The following is a 19914-nucleotide window of genomic DNA, read 5'->3' as shown; positions in this document are numbered from 1 at the left end:
ATTTGATCGGCCAGGGGTAACTGCCGACTTTTTCCACCGTTAGGCTACACGAAGCGGCGGCGATTTTCTACCGCCCCAAAATCCGCGCCCGCTCCGCCAGTAAGCGCGCTGGCGTCCACGCACCCAGCGCAAAGGCCACGCGATAAGCCTGCGGCTCGCGGGTCACGAACGGTTTGAATTTCAAATTGATGAAAGACGAAAAGTCTTTCATCTCAACCTCCGCCGTCTGAACTTCGCTTGAACGCCACAACACTGCCAAGGTTGCAGTCGGATTCACGGGCGCCGCCACCCAGCCGCTGTTTACGTCCAGCGTCTTGGTTTGCGCCGCCGTAAAAGCGAATGCACCGGTGACCACAACCCAGCGTTTCGTTTGCAAGACCGGATCGCCAATCGCCAGCGAATTCGAGGACCAAAAGGCCTGCACACCATCGGGCGTTTTGGGCGTCACCAGATAATCCACCGTGAAATAGTCCGCCCCACCTGCCAGCACGATGAACCGCTCAATGCGCGCGCCATCCGGGTAGGCATCCGCCGCGTAATAACTTAGCCGCAACGCCGCCCGCGCGCCTTGCGCTGATAAGATTTCAGCAGCGTAAGGACGATTGAAGGTGCCATACATCCCACGCTTGCGGCGCGCATTGCGCGTCGGGTCGGTCGGATCAAGCTCTACGAATTTATCGCGCAAGCCGCCCACGCTGGTAAAGGCATTCACGCCGCTGTGTTTGTCTATCAAGGCAAACGCCCGCGCGCCCGCATTCGGCGAAACGATCAAGCGCAGGTGTTCGTTTTCCAGCACGTAATCGTCAAAGCCGTCCTGATCCACGTCGTAGGCAAACGCCACCGCCGCGCCTTTTTTCAATGCGACGAAAGCCGCCTTGGCTACCTCGGTCGTCGCGCCGTCACTGATGGCGATCTCAAACGGATTGAGCACCTGCGGCGCACCGGGCGCAAAGCTGTAGGTGTAATCGGCCACAACCACTTCATCCGGCTTCAGCTTGAGCGGCTCGGAAGCCACGCCCAAGGCCGAACGATTGAGCGTCAACGGTTGCGGGCTGTGATTGGTCATTTGCAATTTCAATTTCGCTTCGGTCGCGTTGTCGTCAGTAGGATAGAACAACGGCGGCGTAATGCGCTGTGCCGTATCGGCGCGCAACGGCCAAGTCACAGGCGGCAGGATTTCCCAACTGAAACGGCGCGAGATTTCAGCGCGTTGGGTGGGCGAGAAATACGAGTGTCCGTTGTCCACGAACAGCGCTCGCAAGTCATACCAATCGCCCGCGACCGCCGCCGCGCCGACCGGCAAACTAAAACTCAACGTGTGTTGCCCCGGCGGCGCGGTGACTTCGGTTTGCGTCAGACGCTGTTGTTTCAAACCATTTTGCACAAGCAGCGTCAGCGTGCCGCGCAATAGAGCGCCGGAGCGATTGTTGATCTCAACGCTGATTTGATTGTCCTGCCCAACCAGCAGCCTGGTGGTCTTGACATTCAATTCAGTGACGGGCCGTTCGTATTCGATCAACACCTCGCGTTCAGGTGCGCCGCCGGCTTTCGGCGTGGCGAGCGCAATCCGCAATTGGCCGCGCTGTTCATCAAAGTCCGCTTGCGCGGGCGCGCCGTCCACCGTGACCGCGCCCGCCGGTTTGTACGCCAGCTTGAGCGCAACCGCCATTTCATCCGGCGCATAAAACCGCAGCGCCAGCCGCCCGTTAGCAAATTCCCGGCTGACCAATTCACCCGTCGCCCAGACGATCTCTTCGCGCGCCGCGCTACGGGCAGGCTCTTCCTCGCGGTTGAACAACGGCAAGTGATACGGCAACAGCAGCGCCTCGCGCGGGCGCAGCCAAACACGGGCACCGAACTCGCGCAACGTCAGCCGCGCCGCCTCGTGCTCGTCGAAATTGGTCAGGCAGAGCAAGCCGCGCGGCGCGCCCTCACCCAGCGTCAGCACCGTCGCCGTAGCCAACGGCGTGGCGGCATTCACCACGCTTGGCCCGATTGGCGTCCCCCCCGCGCGCCACAGCAAATCCGCAAACTGTCCGGCGAACTGCGCAATGCCTGCTGACACCCGCAACGCCGTCACCTGGCCCGGTTCCAGCGGCACGTCGCGCCACCACGCCTCCGGCAACACCAGCACGTTCGCATTGCCCGCCAACCGTCCGATGATTTCGCCCTGCGGCGCGCGCGGCGAACAAATCAGCTTGCCGCCCGCGCGCACGTAATCCGCCAGCTTCTGCTGCGCCGCCCGCGACAATTGCAGCTTGCCGCCCTTTCGCGTCTCTCCTGCCGCCGCCGTTTCATTCGCCGCCGTGATCTCTTCCCTGCCCGTCGCCGCCGTCCGCGCCAACGCCGCGTCATCAAAGACCGGCAACAACAGCGCCTTGTGCCGTTGCAGGTGTTCCAGCGGTTGGAATTCCAAATCCAGATACTCGACCGCGACCTGATTGAGTTGGCAATACTGCTGGATTTGCAGCGTCGCGCGCGAAATGCGCAGCACGTCTTCGCGCGTCAACATCGCCTGCTCGAACGAACTGATCGGATAGACCAATCCGACATCGGCCACCTTGTGCATCTGCGCCAATTCGCGCCCCAAGCCCGCAATCAAACGTCCGTTGCGATGCACCGCCTCGGCGCGCGGGCGCTCCTGCCCGGCCAGATTCAGCGCCGATTCCCAGGTGTAGTAATGATTCGCCCACGGCACTTCGTAACCCGCCGGATAGAGCGTGTCTTGCACGGGAAAGTAATTCAGCCCCTTCAAGCCGTGCCCCAACAACACACGCGACGAGAGCAGCGTGTTGGTCGTGTCCGCCGTCTTGGCGTATGTATCATCGCCCGTGCCGTACCAACCGGCTTGATATTCGATCAGCATCGGCGGGAAGCGCGGCTGGGTCTTGAGTGTCTCGGCGTAAAGCTGCAAGACCGCCGTGTCTTCCCAACGCAAAGCCGGGTCGTTGCCGAAGTTGAAATACCACTGCCCCATCGCGCCGATGTTGTGCGGCGCTCCGGCAGCCGAGACGCGCATATCGGTCGGATTGATGTAAAGCGGCACCGTCGCGCCCGCCGCGCGCAAATAACCGGCGAGCGTCGTCATGTACTGCCAGAACACCGGCCCGTTATAATTCGCCCGATTGATCGCCTGATCATCATCAAGCTGAATGGCAATCACATTGCCGCCCTGCGTCGCCTGCCGGTCTTTCAGCAACTCGCGCATCACCTCGCCGAACCATTTGCGCGTGTAGCTCAAGTGCGTTGCATTCGCCAGCCATTGCTTGCTCGCCTCTTCGGAATTGCTGGCGCTCAGGCCCGACAGCGGCGGGTAATGCCCATCGAGCCGCGCGACCTCGTGCATCGCATACTCAGGCCGTTTGAGCAGCCAGTCGGGATAGCCGCCATTGCGCCACTCGTTCAAAATCACCGGCCCCGGCCGCGCAATCACCGCGAACCCCATCGCGTCGAGCATCGCCAGCAAGGCTTTGACATCGCGGCGCGGATTGCTGTGCCCGTCGAAATCAAGTTGGCCCTCTTCCGGCTCGTGCCAGCTCCAGGTGAGATACAGGTCAATCGTGTTGATGCCCAGCTCTTTCAGCTTGACCAGCGACGCCGCCCATTCGCTGCGCGGCAGGCGGTTGTAGAAAAACGCCGTGCTGTGCGGAAAGAAGGGTTGACCGTGGAATTGGAATTCGGGGTAGCCGTTGACGATTTGGATCGGCTGGCGCTGGTTGCGTTGCACCTGGGTGTCGCCCGGTTTGCCGTTGAGGACAAGCATGGCAAGTAAGGCAATGAAGGAAAAGCGCACGCTAAACCGCGCCCTACCAGCTTGATGAGATTTGAAATTTGCTGTGCGCATCGCGCGTATCTTAGCCGATGCTTGAGTGCTTTTCGACGCGCCGCGTCTTTGGAGTGCGGTGGTTTGAGATACCGCTGGCGAATGTCCGACAAGCTCAGTTCCCGATAGATGGGCCACTCTGGCACGTCGTGGCTCGAGATACCGCTGGCGAATGTCCGACAAGCTGCCAGCTTGTCGGACGCCTGGCCGTTAAACCCAATGTTCGCCATCCACGACCACGACAAGCTGGCAGCTTGTCGGACAACTTGGCGCATCGCCAGCGGTATCGCTCGACCCCACTTTTCGTTTGCTCTTGAGGGCTTCAGAATCCCTTGCGCCAGTTAGCCGCAAATGAAAAGCGGCGCCGTACCGCCGCACTCCAAAGGTTAAGCACAGTCTCAAGCAAGCGTCGTGAGCAACGCCGCTTGCGCCGCCACTTCACCTTCATACAGTGCCAACACTCGCGTCTGAAGTTGTGCCCGCAACGCCCCGCAATCCGTGTCCGTCAGCGGAAACTGTGCGCCCGCCTGCTGTGCCAAGGCGCCCAGTTCTTGCCATACCGCGCGGACATCGGCCACGGGTGCGCCATCGTGCAGCAATTCGCGGCGGCGAATGTAAAGCTCTTTGGCTGCGCGCATCAACGGTACGTCATCGGGCAAGGCGGCTTCAGCCAGTTCGCTCCATTGACGGCCCAGTGCGGCGTACTGTTCGCCCAGCGCCGCGAATTTTGGCTGGCCCAGCGCCGACGCGGCTTCTTGCAGGAACTCGGCAAACAACGGACGGCACAGGCCGCCGCCCGTGCCGTAATTTTCGATGCAATCATAAATCCAGGTCAGCCCGCGCCAGAGATTCGCGCCCGGTTTGAAAATTGTCCCCCACGCTTCTTTGTCTTTGCCGCCGTGCAAACGCTGCGCCCAGGTGCGCAGCGCTTCGAGCTTGCCGTTGCTTTTCATCCCGGGCAGCGTGGGGTGTTGCAGCACTTCGTGACAACGCTGCAAACCGACGCGCACCAGCGAATCCAAATTCAAATTTGGTTTGGCTGGCTTGGCGTCGAGCGACAAGAGCCGCTGTTTTTGTTTCTTGATGCGCGCGCGGCTGCGCGCCAGATCGGCCAGCGGAATGCTGATCGGCGCGTCAGTCAGATCGCCAATCAACGCTGTGCCATCTTCGTCGTTCACGCGATAGACGACGATCACGTGATAGCCGCCGCCACTGAATTCGCTGGGCATGGCGCGGTGCGGCAACTCGGCCATGTCTACCCAGGCGATGCAAGGGCCGTGGGCCAGGGCCGCGCGTAATTGCTGTTCAGCGGCTTTGGCCCCGCCGCTTTCCTGAATCACCGGTTTGATGCCAAAGCGTTGCAACGCTTCGGCAAGATAGGCCGCGTCGTCGTGCCATTGATGCCGCCCCGCCAGGAAAAACGAAGCGTGGTCCTCACGCTGGTAATAAAATGCAAAGACGCCGATGCCAATGCCGCCCGCCAAGCCGAACAGCATCGCTTCGGTAAATGGTTCGCCCGTATGCGGTGCGCGCACGCCATGGTGCGCGAGCATGATGCGCAAAGCCGTCGTCGCCGGGACATTACCGGGAAAATGCCAGCGCGTGCTTGGGTCTGAATTGTCTGTTTGAATTGTGCCGATTAGGTGGCGGCGGGCGGTGGCGTAACGCTCACCGGTCTTTTGCATACGAGCGCGGATGAGTTGTTTCAGGTGTTTTTGTGCGGTCATTGTTGACTCTCCTCACGTGCCCGGAACAAACCACAACCCCGCGCGCCGTGGCCCACTCCGAACCAAAAGATGAGTAGCCAATCAACAATGTCTACCAAACTCGAGGACATCCATCCCCTTTACCCTCGCACAGGCCGGAACGCGCGGGCATCCGGTCAGAAGGTCAGGCGGGAGCAGCACCGCCGCGCCGGACTTTTACTGCACGCCGTCCGCTGGCGTCAAGCTAAGGCCTAGCAGTTTGCGTCATAGCAGTAAGAGGAATGCTTCAGGTTATTTTGAATTCCAGCTTCTTGATTGGGCTATTGACCGACTTGCTTACCATTTGGTTTGCCAAGAATGTAACCCGTGCCATCGCCAAAATTAATCAGGAACGGACTAAGCTGCACTTTGGTAATTTTAAGGGCTTCACTTCTCGTGGGCTCCAACTCTTTCATAAGTTTGGCAAAGTTATTCAGTTGATTCGTTGGTATCTTGAGAGTATGCACCTCGCCAGGTTTGATTGGCACATCGTCCGCGTTGGCTGTGTTCCTCAACTCGAGCAATTCGCCTCTGCCATATTGAATGATAAACACCCAGTGTGATCCGCCAATTTCAACCTCAGGCAAATCGAGGTACAAATACATAAAATAGATGGGCTTGTCCCCTATGTTTTTGATCTCAACTTCAAAATCATTCGGGAAATCTGCTGAATCAACGCCGCTGATTCGGGTCAACTTAATGACCGGAGGAGGATCATAGGCGAGCGATAGTTTTCTTTTTATTGGTTCTTGTGTTTGAAATTTAGCTGGCAAGTACGAATTGGCAGCAGTTGTGCTTGGTGAAACCTGGGAGAGCAAAGATGAAATAGCCAAAACCAGAACTGTGCGAACGGAAGAATAGAAAAAGCCATTTGATTGAGCACGCTTCATACGTTACTCCCTTGTTAGGTTGCTGTTGATTCAAGGCTCAGTCTTGCCAAAACCGCCGGTTGATCTTAGAGGGCTTGCTCAAAAAGCTCAATCGCCGCACTTCATCAGAGCGCGGCGGCGCGGACTTCCGCTTTCTCAACGGGGCTTGCTGGCGCACTGCGCACCGCCAACAACATTGCAATCACCACCAGCAGCGAACTCGCCAAAAACGCCGCGCCCGGTAAATGCACCGGCGCCCGCGGTGATGTGAAATAGCCAAACAGACTGGTCGCCATCAACGGCCCAATGATCGCCGCCACGCTTTGCACACTGCCCAGCGCGCCTTGCAACGCGCCTTGTTCATTCGCGGGCACCAGTTTGGTAATCAGCGCCATCAGCGCCGCGCCCGCGACGCCGCCAATGCTGGTGGCCGCGATGGTGGCGTAAAGCATCCAGCCGCGCGTCGCCAGCCCATACATCAAATAGCCCGTGGCGCTGACGCACAAGCCAAAGATCAGCGTGCGCCGTTCGCCCAGTTTGCCAACAATCCTGCCCGTCAAAACACCCGATACCATGGCAAACATAATGCCCACCAGCGTCAGCGACATGCCATTCTGTAATTCCGTCCAGTTGAAGCGATACGTTGTGAACAGCACCCAAGTGCTCGGCAAGGAATCGTGCGCGATGCGGTCGAGCGCGATGGTTGCCGTCAAACCCAGCACGACCGGAAAGCGCGCCAATGTTCGCAACGAAGCCAGCGGATTGACGCGGCTCCAATCAAAAGGCCGCCGGTTTGCGCGCGCGTGCGATTCGGGCAGCACGAAAAAGCCGTACAGCGTGTTGCACAGATTCAAGGCCGCCGCCGCCAGAAACGGCACGCGCAAGCCGTACTGCCCCAGCAATCCGCCCACCGCCGGGCCGAGGATGAAACCTACGCCAAAACACGCGCCGAGTAGCCCGAAGCTCTTGGCACGCTCTTCGGGCGAGGTGACATCCGCAATGTAGGCGTTGGCGACGGCGATATTCGCCCCCGTCACGCCGGAAACGACACGCCCCAAAAACAGCCATTTCCAAGTCGGCACAAAGGCCATCATCAGATAATCCAAGCTCGAGCCCAACAGCGACACCAACAACACAGGCCGCCGTCCGTAAGCATCGCTCAGATTGCCCAGCGTCGGCGCGAACAGAAACTGCATCAGCGCATACGAAGCGACAAACCAGCCGAAGACGTGCGAGCCTTCGCTCAGATCGCCGCCATAAAGCGAGGTCACTAGCTTGGGCAGTACCGGGATAATCAGGCCGATGCCAAGCATATCCAGCAAGACGGTGACGAGGATGAAACGGACAGCCGCTGGTTTATTTTGCATTCTTTGCTCCCTACGTTGATTGGTTTATGAAGGCGGCTTCATCTCTGCCATGCGTTGCAGCATTTCTTCGGGCGTCAAATCTTCCACGTGCGTGCTGATCCACCAGGTAATGCCGAAGGGGTCTTCGACGCCGCCTTCACGATTGCCATAAAACTTGGTGCTGACCGGGTAGATTTCCTTCGCGCCCGCCGCAATGGCCGCCGCCTGCAGCGCACCGGAATCCGGGACGTAAAGATAAATGCTCAGGCGCGGCAATTTGCCAGCCTCGGGCGCGTCCCTCTCGTGCTCGCCCATCATCAGATTGGAATCGCCAATGCGGAATTCGGCGTTCAGGAATTTCCCATCAGGCATGGTGTCCAAGTGGTTTACGGTTGCACCGAACGCCTGTTGATAAAAGGCCAGCGCGCGGTGGCCATCATTAACGATCAGATACGGCGTCACAGTGTGAAAGCCTGCGGGAACGGGGTTTACTTTGTCTGCCATACAATGCTCCTTTGGGTCGAATATCTTGCCCGCGAAGTCACACGAAGAAAACACGAAGGTTTTGTTTCTTCTTCGCGCTGCTTCGTGTGGTTTCGTGGGCAAGACGATTCTGGCACACCACCATTGGGTTCCTCTTGTAGAAATTTGACTGCGGCTCAATCCGGCAAGCGCACGTGGTTGAGGTTCGCGCCGCGCAACGCCAGATAAGCCGTCGGCGTGAAACCGGAGAAGGCTTTGAAATCGTGGCTGAAATGCGCTTGATCGAAATAGCCGCATTGCAACGCGACCTCGGCCCAATCCACTTCGGCCTGGCGCTGGGTCAGGCGCAACACCTGCTGAAAGCGCTGCACGCGGGCGTATAGCTTCGGCGTCAACCCAACCTGCGCGTCAAACAGTTGAATGAACCGGCGCCGACTGAGGCCGATTTGCTCGGTCACGGCGGCCATCGAACGTGCGCGCGGCAAGTGCCGCAGGGCGAATTTCACCGCTGGATGCCGCTCCAGCGGACGCGCGAGTTGGGCCAGCAAAATCGTTTCGAGCACACGGAACTTGGCTTCGGGCGTGGGCGCGGCCAGCAAACGTTCGCGCAATTCGCCCGCCCGCGCGCCCCACAGATCGGCCAGCGCAACGTGTTGATTGCGTACTTCGCTGGCGGGCAGGTTGAAAAACGGGAACGCGCCGCCCGGTTTGAAATGCACGCCCAGCACGGCGAATTGCTCGTCGGTATCAATCACGAAAAATTCCGAATGCGTGCCGCACACCAGCGCGCCGGGTAAGGTTTGAAAGCGCCGCACATCCTGCCGGTCGTAAATGCGCACGCGGTCTTCGCGCAAATTGATGACCAGTTCCGTCGTGCCGGTCGGCAGGCAGCGTTCCAATGCATGTGACTGCCGATAGCCTTCGTAAAGCCAGAACAGGCCGACAAAATCGGATAGCGGCGGCGCGGGAATGTAATGACGCATTAACATCGGTATCGCTCGCGTTTTAGCTTTGTTGAACATAAGCCGCCAAGGCCGCCCGCCAATCACACAACGGCGGCAGGCCCAACTCGGCGGATAGCGAACATTGCATCGGCGTATAGCGCGGTCGTTCAGCCAAGCGCCGCGCCTCGTCTTCGCTGACGGCTTCGATCAAAGCGGAAATCCTTGCTTCATCCAATCCAAGCAGCCGCGCGCATTCCAGCGCGTAATCGTGATAGGAACAAACACCGCCGTTGACGACGTGATAAACGCCGTAACGCCGCCGCGCCAGCAATTCGGCCACACGCGCCACCAGATCATTCACATACGTCGCACTCGCCCACACATCCGTGATCGCCCGCACACGCTCACCCGCGCGCAACTTGCGCGGCAGCGTTGCCAGGAAGCTTTCCTTGCCCGGCCCAAATACCCACGACGTGCGCACGATGTAACTGTGCGCATTGGCCGTCTGCACGGCCCGTTCGCCCGCCAGTTTTGTTCGTCCGTAGTTGTTGATCGGCGAGGCTTTGTCCGCCTGCGTATAAACGCGCCCCTGGGTGCGCCCGTCAAATACGTAATTGGTGCTGAAATGCAGCACCTCCGCGCCAATGTCCGCCGCTGCTGCGGCCAGGTGGCGCGGCCCGTCCACGTTGACCGCTTGGGCCAGGGCGAGGTCGCGTTCGCAAAGGTCTACGTCAATGACGGCGCAATTGATGAGCAGCGTGGGGCGTTCGCGTTCGCACCAGTGGCGCACCGCCGCGCCGTCGGTGATGTCCAAAGCCTGATGCGACAAGGCGCGCACCTCGCATTCGGTTGCGAAGGTGCGCGCCCAATGTTGCTGCAAGCTTTGTCCAACCAATCCACCTGCGCCGGTGATGGCAATTTTCATAGGTTCATTGTTGTATGCGGGCGACCAACCGGTACAACCAGATGAGCGCGCCCGCCGTTCCGAGAATCACGCCCACGATCAACAGCCACGGCCCTGTGCCCAGCCAGGCATCCAGGTAATAGCCGAGCAACGTTCCGCCGATCACACTGCCCGCGACGGCGATACCGGCGGACATAACCAACCCCAGTTTGGTTTCCTCGGAAAGTTTGCGCGGCATTTATTTCTTCTTGGGCGAAGGCGCGGGTGATCCGGTAGGCACCGGCTGGCCAATGGCCTTCAGGATCATATCGCGCGTTTCGGGCGGCAATTGCTTGATCTCTTCCAGCGTCAACGGACGACGCAACCGTTCCGGTATGTCGTTCAGGTTTTTCGGCATCTGCCCCGGCACGGCGACGGCTTGATTCGGATTGACCGAACCGGCAGGTTGCGGCGAAACGGTGACGACAGCCGCCGCCGGTGTTGGCGCGGCTTGCGCATTGGGCGGCGTATTCGTCTGCGCCTTTTCGCGGCACGCGCCGGCGAGCACAGCAGTTGAAATCAATAAGAGCGGAAACAAACGATGCATTTATAAACTTCCTCCGAATGAAATCGGTAGGACAGACTAAAGTCCGTCCCACTATTAACGTTGAATCTCGACCACGACGCCCAGCGCCGTTTTCAAATCGCGCAGATCGTAATCCTCTTCGAGCGTGCCTTCGCGATCCAGCACCAGGAAGGTCGCGCGTTCGCCCAACGGAAACGCGCTGGTGTGCCAGGTGCCGCGATGTAATTTGAAGGCGCACGAGCCATCCACCAAAAACGCCGCCAACCGCCGTTCGTCCGGCAGCGCCGTGCCTTCTGCGCAAGGCGGCGCGACGGCAATGATGGACTGAGTATTGCCCAACGGCGAAAACACCTGTTCGGTGCGCAAGTGGCGTCCCAGAAAATCGAACTCGAACGGATGCGCCTCGTTGGTTTGCGCAAAGACGCTGGCGCGCCCGCCATCCAAGTCTAATTCGATGTGCCCGCGCTCGTTGATCAGTTCGCCGTAGGGTGCAAAGGCCTCGCGCGTCAGCGGCTGGACGGTCAGCACAATCGTGCGAATCAATTTGTCGCCCGCGCTTTTGCGCTTGGCCAGGGCCGGTGCGGTTGCAGCAGTAGTCATTCTGTACTTCTCACTTTCTAAGGCTTTGTGTTTTGGAAGCGGCGTTGCAACGCCAAAAACGGAACTCATCATACCATCATCATTTTCCCGGCTGCACCTGATTTTCCGAACGCGCTCAAGCCTGCGCCTTCTGTTGCGCCCGCAGCGCCGCCACGACAAACCGAATTTCCGTATAGCCGATGCTTTCCGGCACAGCGTCTTTGATCGGACGCAGCTTTTCCAAGCCGTGTTCGCGCGCCGCGCTTTCGATCAACGCGCGATCCACTTCGTTGACGAAATCTTCGACGCGCACCTCACGCCCCTGTTCGAGCAATTCGGCCAGATGCTGTTCGATAGTCAGCGGTTTCAAATTACGTTCCGCCGCAATGTCGGCAATGTTCAAGCCGCGTTTGTAAAGTTCGTAAGTCTGTTCGTGCGTTTCGCTGCGCGGTTTGACGTCGGCGAGGGTGTCGAAATCTTCGCTGGTGTCGGCCTCGACGCCTTCCAGATCGAGTTCGACGCGCGCGCGGTTGTGCATCACTTCTTTGCCCAGCGGCAACAGGCTGATGGTCGGGTAAGCGCCGCCGCTCTGTTTGACGCAGCCCGCCACGATCAGCGCGTTGATGAAGCGCGTCAGTTCGTCCTGCGAGTATTCGCTCAAGATGCCGTAGGTCGAAAGCTGTTCGAGTTGATGGCTGAGAATGCTTTTGGCTTTTGAACCGCGCAGCACGCCCGCGACCGTCCCTTTGCCGTATTTGCCATCAAGCCGCGCAATGCAACTCAGAATCTTGCGCACGGCCAGATGCTCGACTTGGCTCAACGCGCGCGGGACGGATGGTTCGGCGATAACCGCCGCGTCATTTGGCGCGGACTGCACCTGCAATTCGCCCGGCTCGATCTTCGGCACGAACAGGCCAGGATGACAATTGGAACAGCGGCAACCCGTTACCTCTTTGCGGTCGCCAAAGTATTTCAAGATGTATTTGCGCAGACACTCTTCGTGATAGGCATAAGCGAGCATCTCGCGCAGCTTACGCCGATCCAGTTCTTCGCGCCGTTTCATCTCGCCCCAATCCACTTGGAGTTCGGTCACGCCAACGCGATCCACCAACCGCGCGCCGCGCCATTGCGACTCGTCCATCCCGCTCACACGTTCCAAATGCCCGGCTTTTTCCAACGCCACCAACGCCGAATTGATGGCGATCTCGTTTTTGATGCCCGTGCGTCCGCTCAGTTCTTTGACCGACAGCCGCACTGTTTCCAAGCCCGTCGCCAAGAGACAACTGTAAACCGTTTCAATGATGTCGCGCCCCGGATGGCTGCCTTCGAGAAAGAATTCGTGCACGCGCTTATCAACGTAGTTGAACAGCAAGGTGCACACCGACGGCAAGCCATCGCGACCCGCGCGCCCGACTTCCTGGTAATACGCCTCAATCGAACCCGGCACGTTGTAATGCGTCACAAAGCGCAGGTCGCTTTTATCAATGCCCATCCCAAACGCATTGGTCGCCACGATGGCCTTGAGTTCATCGCCCATGAAACGTTCCTGAATGCGCGCCCGCGTCTGATCGCCGAGGCCCGCGTGATAGGCCATGACCTTGACCCCGCGCGCCTGCAACTTGCCCGCGACCTCTTCGACCACCTTGCGCGTCGCGGCGTAAATGATGCCTGGCCCGGTTGCGTGTTCGGCAATCTGCGCGGCACGGTTCAAGCGCTCGTGCTCGTTCTTGCACCCGATCACACGCAGCGTCAGGTTGTGCCGGTCAAACCCGGCGACAAAGCTGGCAGGATTTTTCAATTCAAGTTGTTTGGCGATGTCCTCGCGCACCGCTGGCGTAGCGGTCGCCGTCAACGCGATGACCTGTGGCCTTTCGCCAGCTTGGGTCATCTTCTCAACGGCCTCTTTTAGCCGCCGGTAATCGGGCCGGAAATCGTGCCCCCATTGCGAAATGCAATGCGCCTCATCCACCGCAAACAGCGACACCTCGACGCCGCGCAAGGCCTCGACAAAGCGTTCGTTGCGGAAGCGTTCCGGCGCGATGTAAACCAGCTTGTACTTGCCCTGCTGCATCGCCCGCACGCGCGCGCGTTGCTCTTCGACCGAAACCGAACTGTTGATGAAAGTCGCCGCAATCTCACGCGCGGTGAGCGCATCCACTTGATCTTTCATCAAGGCAATCAGCGGCGAAATCACGATGGTCGTCCCCGGCAACAACAAGGCGGGCAATTGATAGCAGAGCGATTTCCCCCCGCCCGTCGGCATCACGGCGATGGTGTCGACCCCATCAAACAAGGCGCGAATCACCTCGGCCTGCCCTTCGCGGAAGCGGCTGAAATTGAAGTAGCGTTCAAGCGCGGTTTGAGCGTCTGTGAGTGTCGGCATGCGGCGCGAAGTCTAGCACAAATGTTTTCCTGCAACTGCCTGCGACTGTCCGACAAGCTGCCAGCTTGTCGAACGCTTGGCAGTGGCACCCATTGTTCGCCAGCCAAGACAGCGACAAGCTGGCAGCTTGTCGGACAACAACAAGACCACCTTTACCAAACGCACCACACCGCCGATACTTTCCCCACAACATTCACCAACTTTCCAACGAGCACGAAAGGACATCCATGAACGCACTGCACACGCCCTATTCACGCCGCCACTTTCTCGCCGCCGCCGGAGCCGGACTTTACGCCGTCAACCGCGCGTCGGCCTGCACCGCCCTCACCGCGCGCCAAGTCATCGAACGCATCCAAAAACAGGTCGGCGTTGAGTGGCGCAAAGATACCGTAGACACCTTCAAAATCGGCAACCCCGACAACGCCGTCAAAGGCATCGCGACTTCGTTCAGCGCCACGCTTGACGTATGCCAGCGCTCCCACGCCGCCGGGCTGAACCTGCTCATCGTCCACGAACCGACGTTTTATAACCACAACGACGAAACGGCGACCTTGAGCGGCGAGATTTACGAAACCAAGCGCAACTTTATCGAAAAGAACGGCCTCGTCGTTTGGCGCTTCCACGATCACTGGCACGCACGCCAACCCGATGGCGTCTTCACCGGTATGGCCGCCGCGCTGGGCTGGGAAAAGTATCTTTCCCCTGACCAGCGGCGCCAGTTCACGCTGCCTGCGACGACGCTCACCCAGCTTGCGCAAAGCATGCAAACCAGCCTCAAAGCAGGCGCGCTGCGCGTCATCGGCGACCCGCAACTCCTCGTCCGCCGCGTAGCCCTCTCGCCCGGCTTCAACAACTTCCCCGGCATCAAAGCCGCCCTCGACAACCCCGCCGTAGACGTCCTCGTCATCGGGGAAACCCGCGAATGGGAAGGGATCGAATACGCCCGCGACGTGCTGACCGCCGGTAAAAAGAAAGGCTTCATCATCCTCGGCCACGTCCCTTCGGAAGAACGCGGGATGGAAGAGTGCGCCAAGTGGCTGAAGACCTTTGTGCCCGAAGTGCCGATTCAATACCTGCCGGGCGGCGACCCGTTCTGGCGACCCAAGGGGTAATGGGACAGTACCGCGCGCGTGAGCAAGCGGCGCGTCAACCTTGCCTGCTCGGCTGAACCGCCAAAGCTCCGCTTGCTCACGCGCGCGGTACTGCCCCGCTGCACGGTTTTCCCGTACACCGAAGTGCAACCCGATCTAAGATTTTTCCTGCTGTCAATTTGCGGTTTCGCGCACCCAGAACCCCTTCGGCTGCCCCTGGGAGCGCAGGCATCCTTGCCTGCTGGAAAAGAAGTCGCACAGCGCTCCTTATCTCGATTACTTACATTGGCGAAGGTGCTGATTTGGAAGCTGCGCGGCATTTACTTATGACAGGCAAGGATGCCTACGCGCCCAGGCCAACGCCATTAACGATCCATCGGAGCAAGCTCCAATCGTGTGAAAGACGCGGGCCGCACACCTTTTCCTATCCAGCGCGCCCCGCCAACGAAGGCTTCAGCCCTTGCACTCGTCCAGCGTCGCACGGGCTTTTTCGATGTCTGGGGCGACACCGAGCCGGGTGAAGATTTCCACCGCACGTTGGGCATAGGGCAAAGCTTCGGCGGACTGTCCCTGCTGCATTAATGCCTCTGCAAGACGACTACAGTCATGAGCAATCAATTCCTTACGACCTACTTTTTCGGACAAGGATAGTGCTTCGCGCGCCAGCGTCTCTGCTCGCGGCCAGTCTTTCTGGCCTAGTACTCCATCAAGCTGAAAATGAGGGATGTAGGGCGGGATTTAATCCCGCCCTACATCCCGGATGCGCTCTCAGCATCCATCACTTACAGCTTGATGGAGTACTAGAACTAATTCAGCCAAATTGCCTAGATAGACGGCTTCCCCCTCGGCATCACCGATAACGCGGGCAATGCGTACCGCCTCACAGTAATCTCGCTCTGCCGCCGTAAAATCGCCGGAGAGTCGTTCAGTGTCTGCGAGGTCGTTCAGGTCGTTGGCTACATCCTCGCTTTCGGCGGACAGGCTACGATCAAGCATAAATGCTTCCCTGAAAGCGGTGGTGGCGGCGGAGTATTCCTTCTTCAACTGGTAACCGTAACCACGCAAGCGAATGGCGATAGCACGCTCGCGGGCACGAGCATGAGCGGTTTGCCAGTGCGCCGCTGCGCGGTCAGCACAAGCCAGCAAGGCGTCTGCCTGCCGACGTAGGGAATGAACAGCACCTGCTTGATAGGCCCGCCGACCTGCGTTGTCGTAATCGTTCGCCACTAAGGCTTTGGATTCTGCTTGTTGGCTTATGGAAAGCCATTCATCCCAGCGGCCCGTAAAATTGAGAAAATTGGATAGCGCATCGCACATAGTTTGGAGTTGCTGATTCGGGCCTGCGATAAAGAGCGGTAAGGCAGGCAAGACCGTAGGCCACACAGCGTCAAGCACCGGAAAGAGGTCGTAATTTTCGTGGCCGCCATTTTCTACGATCAAGGCGTAGGCGCGCTTTTCCAGTCGGTTGCCAGTTTCCGCTACGGCTTCAGGCTGCGCGCGCCGCAGGAAGTCAGCCACCATCGGCACCAGCACAAAATTCGTTTCTTCCTGATCGGGATTCACCAGCGAGCGATTGGCGAGTGCGCGCAACGCGACCTCGGCGGCGGCTTTTTCCAGTTCCGCCAACTCGGCCAGATGTTCAACTTCAGCGGGCAGGCTGAAATAGCTGAGCGCGCACAGCACTTTGGTTTCGTCATCGGTAAAGTCGCGCGCCAGGTCGCCGAAGGTGAATTCGAGTGGATCATTGTCGGGCGGACAATTGCGCAAAAACGTCAGCGCGTCGGCCAGCGTGCGACAGCTTCCGCGTCCGAGTTGACCGGCGACCCAACGTAACAGCAACGGCTTGCCGCCGGTTTGCTGGTACAACGCGCGGCGTTCGGCTTCGCTGGTTTTCGCCAGCAACTTGTTGTGTCGCGCCAGATCGTCGAGCGTGGCAAGCGCGGCGGCTTCGTCGAGTTGTTCGAGAATCAGCAATTCAGAGCCAGAACCGATGCGGCGGCGGCTGGTCAAAATCGCCTTGCAACCTTGCGGCAGGCGTTTGACGAAGGTGAAAAGCTGGTCGCGATCGTCTTTGGTCAGCGATTCGAGATTGTCGAGAATCAGCAACGCCTGCACCGGACGCAACGCTTCGAGCAACAACTTGACACGCTGATCTTCGGGTGACTTGTTGATTTCGGGCTTGCCCAATTCGCGGGCGAGTTCGTTGAGCATTTCTAAAAAGCCCGGCAGGATGAACCCCACCAGCTTGCGCTCGCCGTCGTCTTCCATCTCGCGGTCTTTTACCGACAAAAAGATGATGCGTTGAAACTGCTCAAGCGTGCATTCATACGCCGCGCGTACCGCCAGCGAAGTCTTCCCCATCCCGCCCGGCCCATCAATCAACACGCCCCACGTGCGCGCCTCAGGGTCAAGCGCTTCGGCAATCTGTTTCAATTCTTCGGTGCGGCCAAAGAACGATTGCAAGCGCGGCAGATTATTCGGCACAGCCGTTTTGAGTACGGACGGCTCAGCGGCAGGTTTAGTGTAATGATCTTTCGGTTTGTTTTCGTTCAGCGCGAGGCGTTCGAGAATGAGCTTGGCGGTTTGTTCAGGCGATTTTTCATCGAGTTCGACAAAGGCTGCCGCGTCAAACAGTCCTTCAACCTGCGCGTAATCAAACCTCGTGAGCATGATGTTTTGGCCTTCGCGTTTGGTGAGTTGCGCATAGATCGCCATCCATTCCCAACCCGTCCATTGCTTTTGATCGTAGCTCGGGCAAATGACGGCTACGACCAAATCGGCCTGCTCGCGGTAAAGCTTGGGCAGGTAAATGCCGAGGTCATACCGCGCAAACTCGGCTTCGTGATATTTGTCGTAGAGGATTTTGTCTTTGCCAAACTTGGCTGCGAGCAAGGACTTGCGCTACGTAAGCCCGTTTTTCTCCGGCAAACGAGAAGGCAATGCGAAAGCGTTTTGTAGTCATAGAAAATAACCATCCTGCGAATATGGTTGAAACAAAAGCGACGGGGCAAACGCGCTTGGGTACTGCTGAAAGACGGGCGCAGTCTAGTACTCCATCAAGCTGAAAATGAGGGATGTAGGGCGGGATTTAATCCCGCCCTACATCCCGGATGCGCTCTCAGCATCCATCACTTACAGCTTGATGGAGTACTAGGTTGAATTCACCCAAAGAGGCAATGCGTCTGCGTCTGGCTGAGGATTCAAATGCCAAAAGAGTCTTCACCGCGCAAAGATAAAATTGAGGCTCGTGCTATTTGCCGACCCAATCCACCAAATGCTACCGACCTGCCCGGCGAAAGCCATGCCGCTTGGCCGTCCACTTCGCCGTCAGATACTCGCCCAGATCGAGCGCGCCAGAAAGCGCATCGCCATTCACCGTGCCAGTAAACGTGTAGGAAAGATTATCTCCGTGCTCTTCGGTATAGGAGCTTGCGAGCCGGACGGCATCGCCTTCGATTGTGCCGTAAAGCTCGCGGGAGACGTAATCGCCCTGATGCGAGCCTGTGATCTGACTGCCCTGCTGCCTGATATGGAGGATGTGTTCGGAGTTGCTGCCGATGAAGTCAATTTGCACATCCCATTGGCCGCTCAGATCGGTCACGGGCGGTTTCGGAGGTGGTTGGGGCGCAGTGCGCGGCGGATTGGAAAGCAGCGTGTGCAGCCGGTCGGCTACGACTTTTTCATCACCGGGCGACATCATGTAAGCCGTTATCGAGATGCCGGTTTCGGTGGCACTCGCATTTGCTCCCCTGCCGCCGCCAGCGACTGTGATGCGCGGTTCGGTGGTAAAAAGAAGCTTGGTCAGGTCTGCGCCGGTGATACCCAGCTTGGCGCTGTCCCAGCGAATGCTTAGGCCGGGGCTGCGGTTGGAAAGTGGGCGATTATCTGCCTGTACCGTAGCCGTAACGCCCGCGACGGCGGAAACGCGCTTGGCGATGTGTTCCATCCAGGCGAGCCATTGGTTCCATTCGGCTTGGTGGTCGCGCTTCACCCACATCTCGACGGCGGCGAGCATGCCCATGATTTCTTCCTTGCCGATTTTCATGCTGCGGCCAAAACCGTGATGCGGGGCGCTGTGAACCCAGGCGGCCTTGACCAAGTCTTTGCGTCCCAGCAAGATTCCAGCGCATTGCGGGCCGCGCAGGCATTTGCCGCCGCTGTAACCGACCAGGGACGCGCCTTTTTGCAGGTGTACGTTGGGAATGGTCAGGATTTCAGCCGCTGCGTCTACCAGCACGGGCACGTTTTTCTTATTCGCAAGGCCGGTCAGGACTTCCAGCGCCATCGGGCCGGTTTCGGCGCGCGGCCCAGCCAGCACATACACCATCGCCGTGCGGGGCCCGAGTGCCGCTTCAAATTCTTCGGGCGTGTTGGCTTCGATCACGCGGATGCCGACGGAGCGCACCGCCGCGTCATAAACGTTGCGCGAGTGCTTGGGCATGATCACTTCGTCTTTGGCAAAGCCGCTGAGATTGGGAATGCGCACGTGTTTGTCGGGATTGGCTCCGGCAACGCAGGCCGCCGTGGCGTGCGCCAGGGCCGCCGCACAGCCTGAAGTGACGAGGCCATATTCCGCTTGGGTCAATTCAGCCAGTCGTTGACCAACCACGTCCATCAACTCATCCAAGTGGACGTAGTGCATGGCAGCGGCTTCTTTCGCGGCTCTTACCTCTGGCAGCTCAAGTGAGCCCCCAATGATGGTGAACGTGCCGCGGCAATTGATGAGCGGGTGGATACCCAGCGCTTGATAAATCTTCTGCCCTGCTTGCATTGCTTCGGTGGAGGCAGGGTTGGCATTGGCAGCGTTGGGCCAGAGACCTGCGAAACCCGCCAACAATCCGCCTCGGCGAAACAGGTCGCGCCGACTAAGGCCGCTACCAAACCACTCCCATGCCTTTTTCGATGAACTCATAAATGAAGTCCCTCCTATGCGTAATTACGACCGAAAACCCTTGGTAGTAATAAAAGGTAAAGTCGCAATGATTTTGCCGCTTAGCGGCGGTTGAATTTAGCCGTGGGTTTTCAACCCTTGTCATTACCCAAATCTTTTCAGTTGCGCGCTGAAGGCGCGACGGACATTAGCCGGTGGTGAAACCACCGGAACCGCGTCGTTTTTGGGGTTGCGTCCCGGCTGGGACGCCGGACTCTGATTTATTCGTAAATCAGCTTCGGTCCCAGCGCC

The 19914-nt window shown here is 58.8% G+C and carries 15 protein-coding genes; 1 reads left to right on the top strand and 14 read right to left on the bottom strand.

What is annotated here, in order from left to right; translation table 11 throughout:
• Positions 1 to 67: 67 nt before the first annotated feature.
• The 11 genes from HY011_12665 to HY011_12615 all read right to left on the bottom strand — a co-directional run bounded on the left by HY011_12665 (position 68) and on the right by HY011_12615 (position 13641).
• Positions 68 to 3793 (bottom strand): beta-galactosidase, encoded by a 3726-nt coding sequence (locus HY011_12665; GenBank protein MBI3423782.1) that lies wholly within the window; start codon positions 3791 to 3793, stop codon positions 68 to 70.
• Between the two features lie 428 nt (positions 3794 to 4221).
• Positions 4222 to 5550, bottom strand: coding sequence for a DUF4872 domain-containing protein (locus HY011_12660; protein MBI3423781.1), 1329 nt, complete (start codon positions 5548 to 5550; stop codon positions 4222 to 4224).
• A gap of 299 nt (positions 5551 to 5849) precedes the next feature.
• Positions 5850 to 6458 carry a hypothetical protein gene (locus HY011_12655; protein MBI3423780.1) on the bottom strand — a complete coding sequence of 203 codons (609 nt, stop codon included), beginning with the start codon at positions 6456 to 6458 and terminating at the stop codon, positions 5850 to 5852.
• Positions 6459 to 6562: 104 nt separating this feature from the next.
• A complete protein-coding gene (locus HY011_12650) occupies positions 6563 to 7804 on the bottom strand; it encodes a TCR/Tet family MFS transporter (GenBank protein ID MBI3423779.1) in 1242 nt (413 codons plus the stop codon).
• A 24-nt stretch (positions 7805 to 7828) separates the two neighbouring features.
• The gene (locus HY011_12645) at positions 7829 to 8287 is read right to left on the bottom strand and encodes a VOC family protein (protein MBI3423778.1); all 459 of its coding nucleotides are present in this window, start codon (positions 8285 to 8287) and stop codon (positions 7829 to 7831) included.
• Between the two features lie 155 nt (positions 8288 to 8442).
• A complete protein-coding gene (locus HY011_12640) occupies positions 8443 to 9255 on the bottom strand; it encodes a helix-turn-helix transcriptional regulator (protein MBI3423777.1) in 813 nt (270 codons plus the stop codon).
• 16 nt (positions 9256 to 9271) lie between these two features.
• Positions 9272 to 10135, bottom strand: a complete 864-nt coding sequence (gene rfbD / locus HY011_12635) for a dTDP-4-dehydrorhamnose reductase (protein ID MBI3423776.1) — start codon at positions 10133 to 10135, stop codon at positions 9272 to 9274.
• A 4-nt stretch (positions 10136 to 10139) separates the two neighbouring features.
• Positions 10140 to 10352 (bottom strand): AtpZ/AtpI family protein, encoded by a 213-nt coding sequence (locus HY011_12630; GenBank protein MBI3423775.1) that lies wholly within the window; start codon positions 10350 to 10352, stop codon positions 10140 to 10142.
• Positions 10353 to 10700, bottom strand: coding sequence for a hypothetical protein (locus HY011_12625; protein ID MBI3423774.1), 348 nt, complete (start codon positions 10698 to 10700; stop codon positions 10353 to 10355).
• A gap of 54 nt (positions 10701 to 10754) precedes the next feature.
• Entirely contained in the window at positions 10755 to 11279 is a 525-nt protein-coding gene (locus HY011_12620; protein MBI3423773.1) for an ureidoglycolate lyase, read from the bottom strand.
• 115 nt (positions 11280 to 11394) lie between these two features.
• Entirely contained in the window at positions 11395 to 13641 is a 2247-nt protein-coding gene (locus HY011_12615) for a RecQ family ATP-dependent DNA helicase (GenBank protein MBI3423772.1), read from the bottom strand.
• 227 nt (positions 13642 to 13868) lie between these two features.
• Between HY011_12615 and HY011_12610 the strand changes: the two genes are divergently transcribed.
• Entirely contained in the window at positions 13869 to 14753 is an 885-nt protein-coding gene (locus HY011_12610) for a Nif3-like dinuclear metal center hexameric protein (protein ID MBI3423771.1), read from the top strand.
• Positions 14754 to 15185: 432 nt separating this feature from the next.
• Here the strand turns inward: HY011_12610 and HY011_12605 are convergent, their stop codons facing one another.
• The 3 genes from HY011_12605 to HY011_12595 all read right to left on the bottom strand — a co-directional run bounded on the left by HY011_12605 (position 15186) and on the right by HY011_12595 (position 19644).
• Entirely contained in the window at positions 15186 to 15377 is a 192-nt protein-coding gene (locus HY011_12605; protein ID MBI3423770.1) for a hypothetical protein, read from the bottom strand.
• Between the two features lie 123 nt (positions 15378 to 15500).
• Entirely contained in the window at positions 15501 to 17624 is a 2124-nt protein-coding gene (locus HY011_12600) for an AAA family ATPase (protein ID MBI3423769.1), read from the bottom strand.
• A gap of 385 nt (positions 17625 to 18009) precedes the next feature.
• Positions 18010 to 19644 (bottom strand): aminotransferase class V-fold PLP-dependent enzyme, encoded by a 1635-nt coding sequence (locus HY011_12595; GenBank protein MBI3423768.1) that lies wholly within the window; start codon positions 19642 to 19644, stop codon positions 18010 to 18012.
• Positions 19645 to 19914: the final 270 nt, after the last annotated feature.

The sequence above is a fragment of the Acidobacteriota bacterium genome (assembly GCA_016196035.1).
GTDB lineage: Bacteria > Acidobacteriota > Blastocatellia > RBC074 > RBC074 > JACPYM01.
The sequence above is the reverse complement of the archived record's forward strand: the minus strand, read 5'-3'. Positions and strand labels throughout refer to the sequence as shown.

What these genes read in the sequence shown, in the direction of transcription:
- HY011_12655 (MBI3423780.1), bottom strand. Translation starts at nt 6,458, where the DNA reads ATGAAGCGTGCTCAATCAAATGGCTTTTTCTATTCTTCCGTTCGCACA.
- HY011_12595 (MBI3423768.1), bottom strand. Translation starts at nt 19,644, where the DNA reads ATGAGTTCATCGAAAAAGGCATGGGAGTGGTTTGGTAGCGGCCTTAGT.
- HY011_12625 (MBI3423774.1), bottom strand. Translation starts at nt 10,700, where the DNA reads ATGCATCGTTTGTTTCCGCTCTTATTGATTTCAACTGCTGTGCTCGCC.
- HY011_12650 (MBI3423779.1), bottom strand. Translation starts at nt 7,804, where the DNA reads ATGCAAAATAAACCAGCGGCTGTCCGTTTCATCCTCGTCACCGTCTTG.
- HY011_12645 (MBI3423778.1), bottom strand. Translation starts at nt 8,287, where the DNA reads ATGGCAGACAAAGTAAACCCCGTTCCCGCAGGCTTTCACACTGTGACG.
- HY011_12610 (MBI3423771.1), top strand. Translation starts at nt 13,869, where the DNA reads ATGAACGCACTGCACACGCCCTATTCACGCCGCCACTTTCTCGCCGCC.
- HY011_12620 (MBI3423773.1), bottom strand. Translation starts at nt 11,279, where the DNA reads ATGACTACTGCTGCAACCGCACCGGCCCTGGCCAAGCGCAAAAGCGCG.
- HY011_12615 (MBI3423772.1), bottom strand. Translation starts at nt 13,641, where the DNA reads ATGCCGACACTCACAGACGCTCAAACCGCGCTTGAACGCTACTTCAAT.
- HY011_12660 (MBI3423781.1), bottom strand. Translation starts at nt 5,550, where the DNA reads ATGACCGCACAAAAACACCTGAAACAACTCATCCGCGCTCGTATGCAA.
- HY011_12640 (MBI3423777.1), bottom strand. Translation starts at nt 9,255, where the DNA reads ATGTTAATGCGTCATTACATTCCCGCGCCGCCGCTATCCGATTTTGTC.
- rfbD (MBI3423776.1), bottom strand. Translation starts at nt 10,135, where the DNA reads ATGAAAATTGCCATCACCGGCGCAGGTGGATTGGTTGGACAAAGCTTG.
- HY011_12630 (MBI3423775.1), bottom strand. Translation starts at nt 10,352, where the DNA reads ATGCCGCGCAAACTTTCCGAGGAAACCAAACTGGGGTTGGTTATGTCC.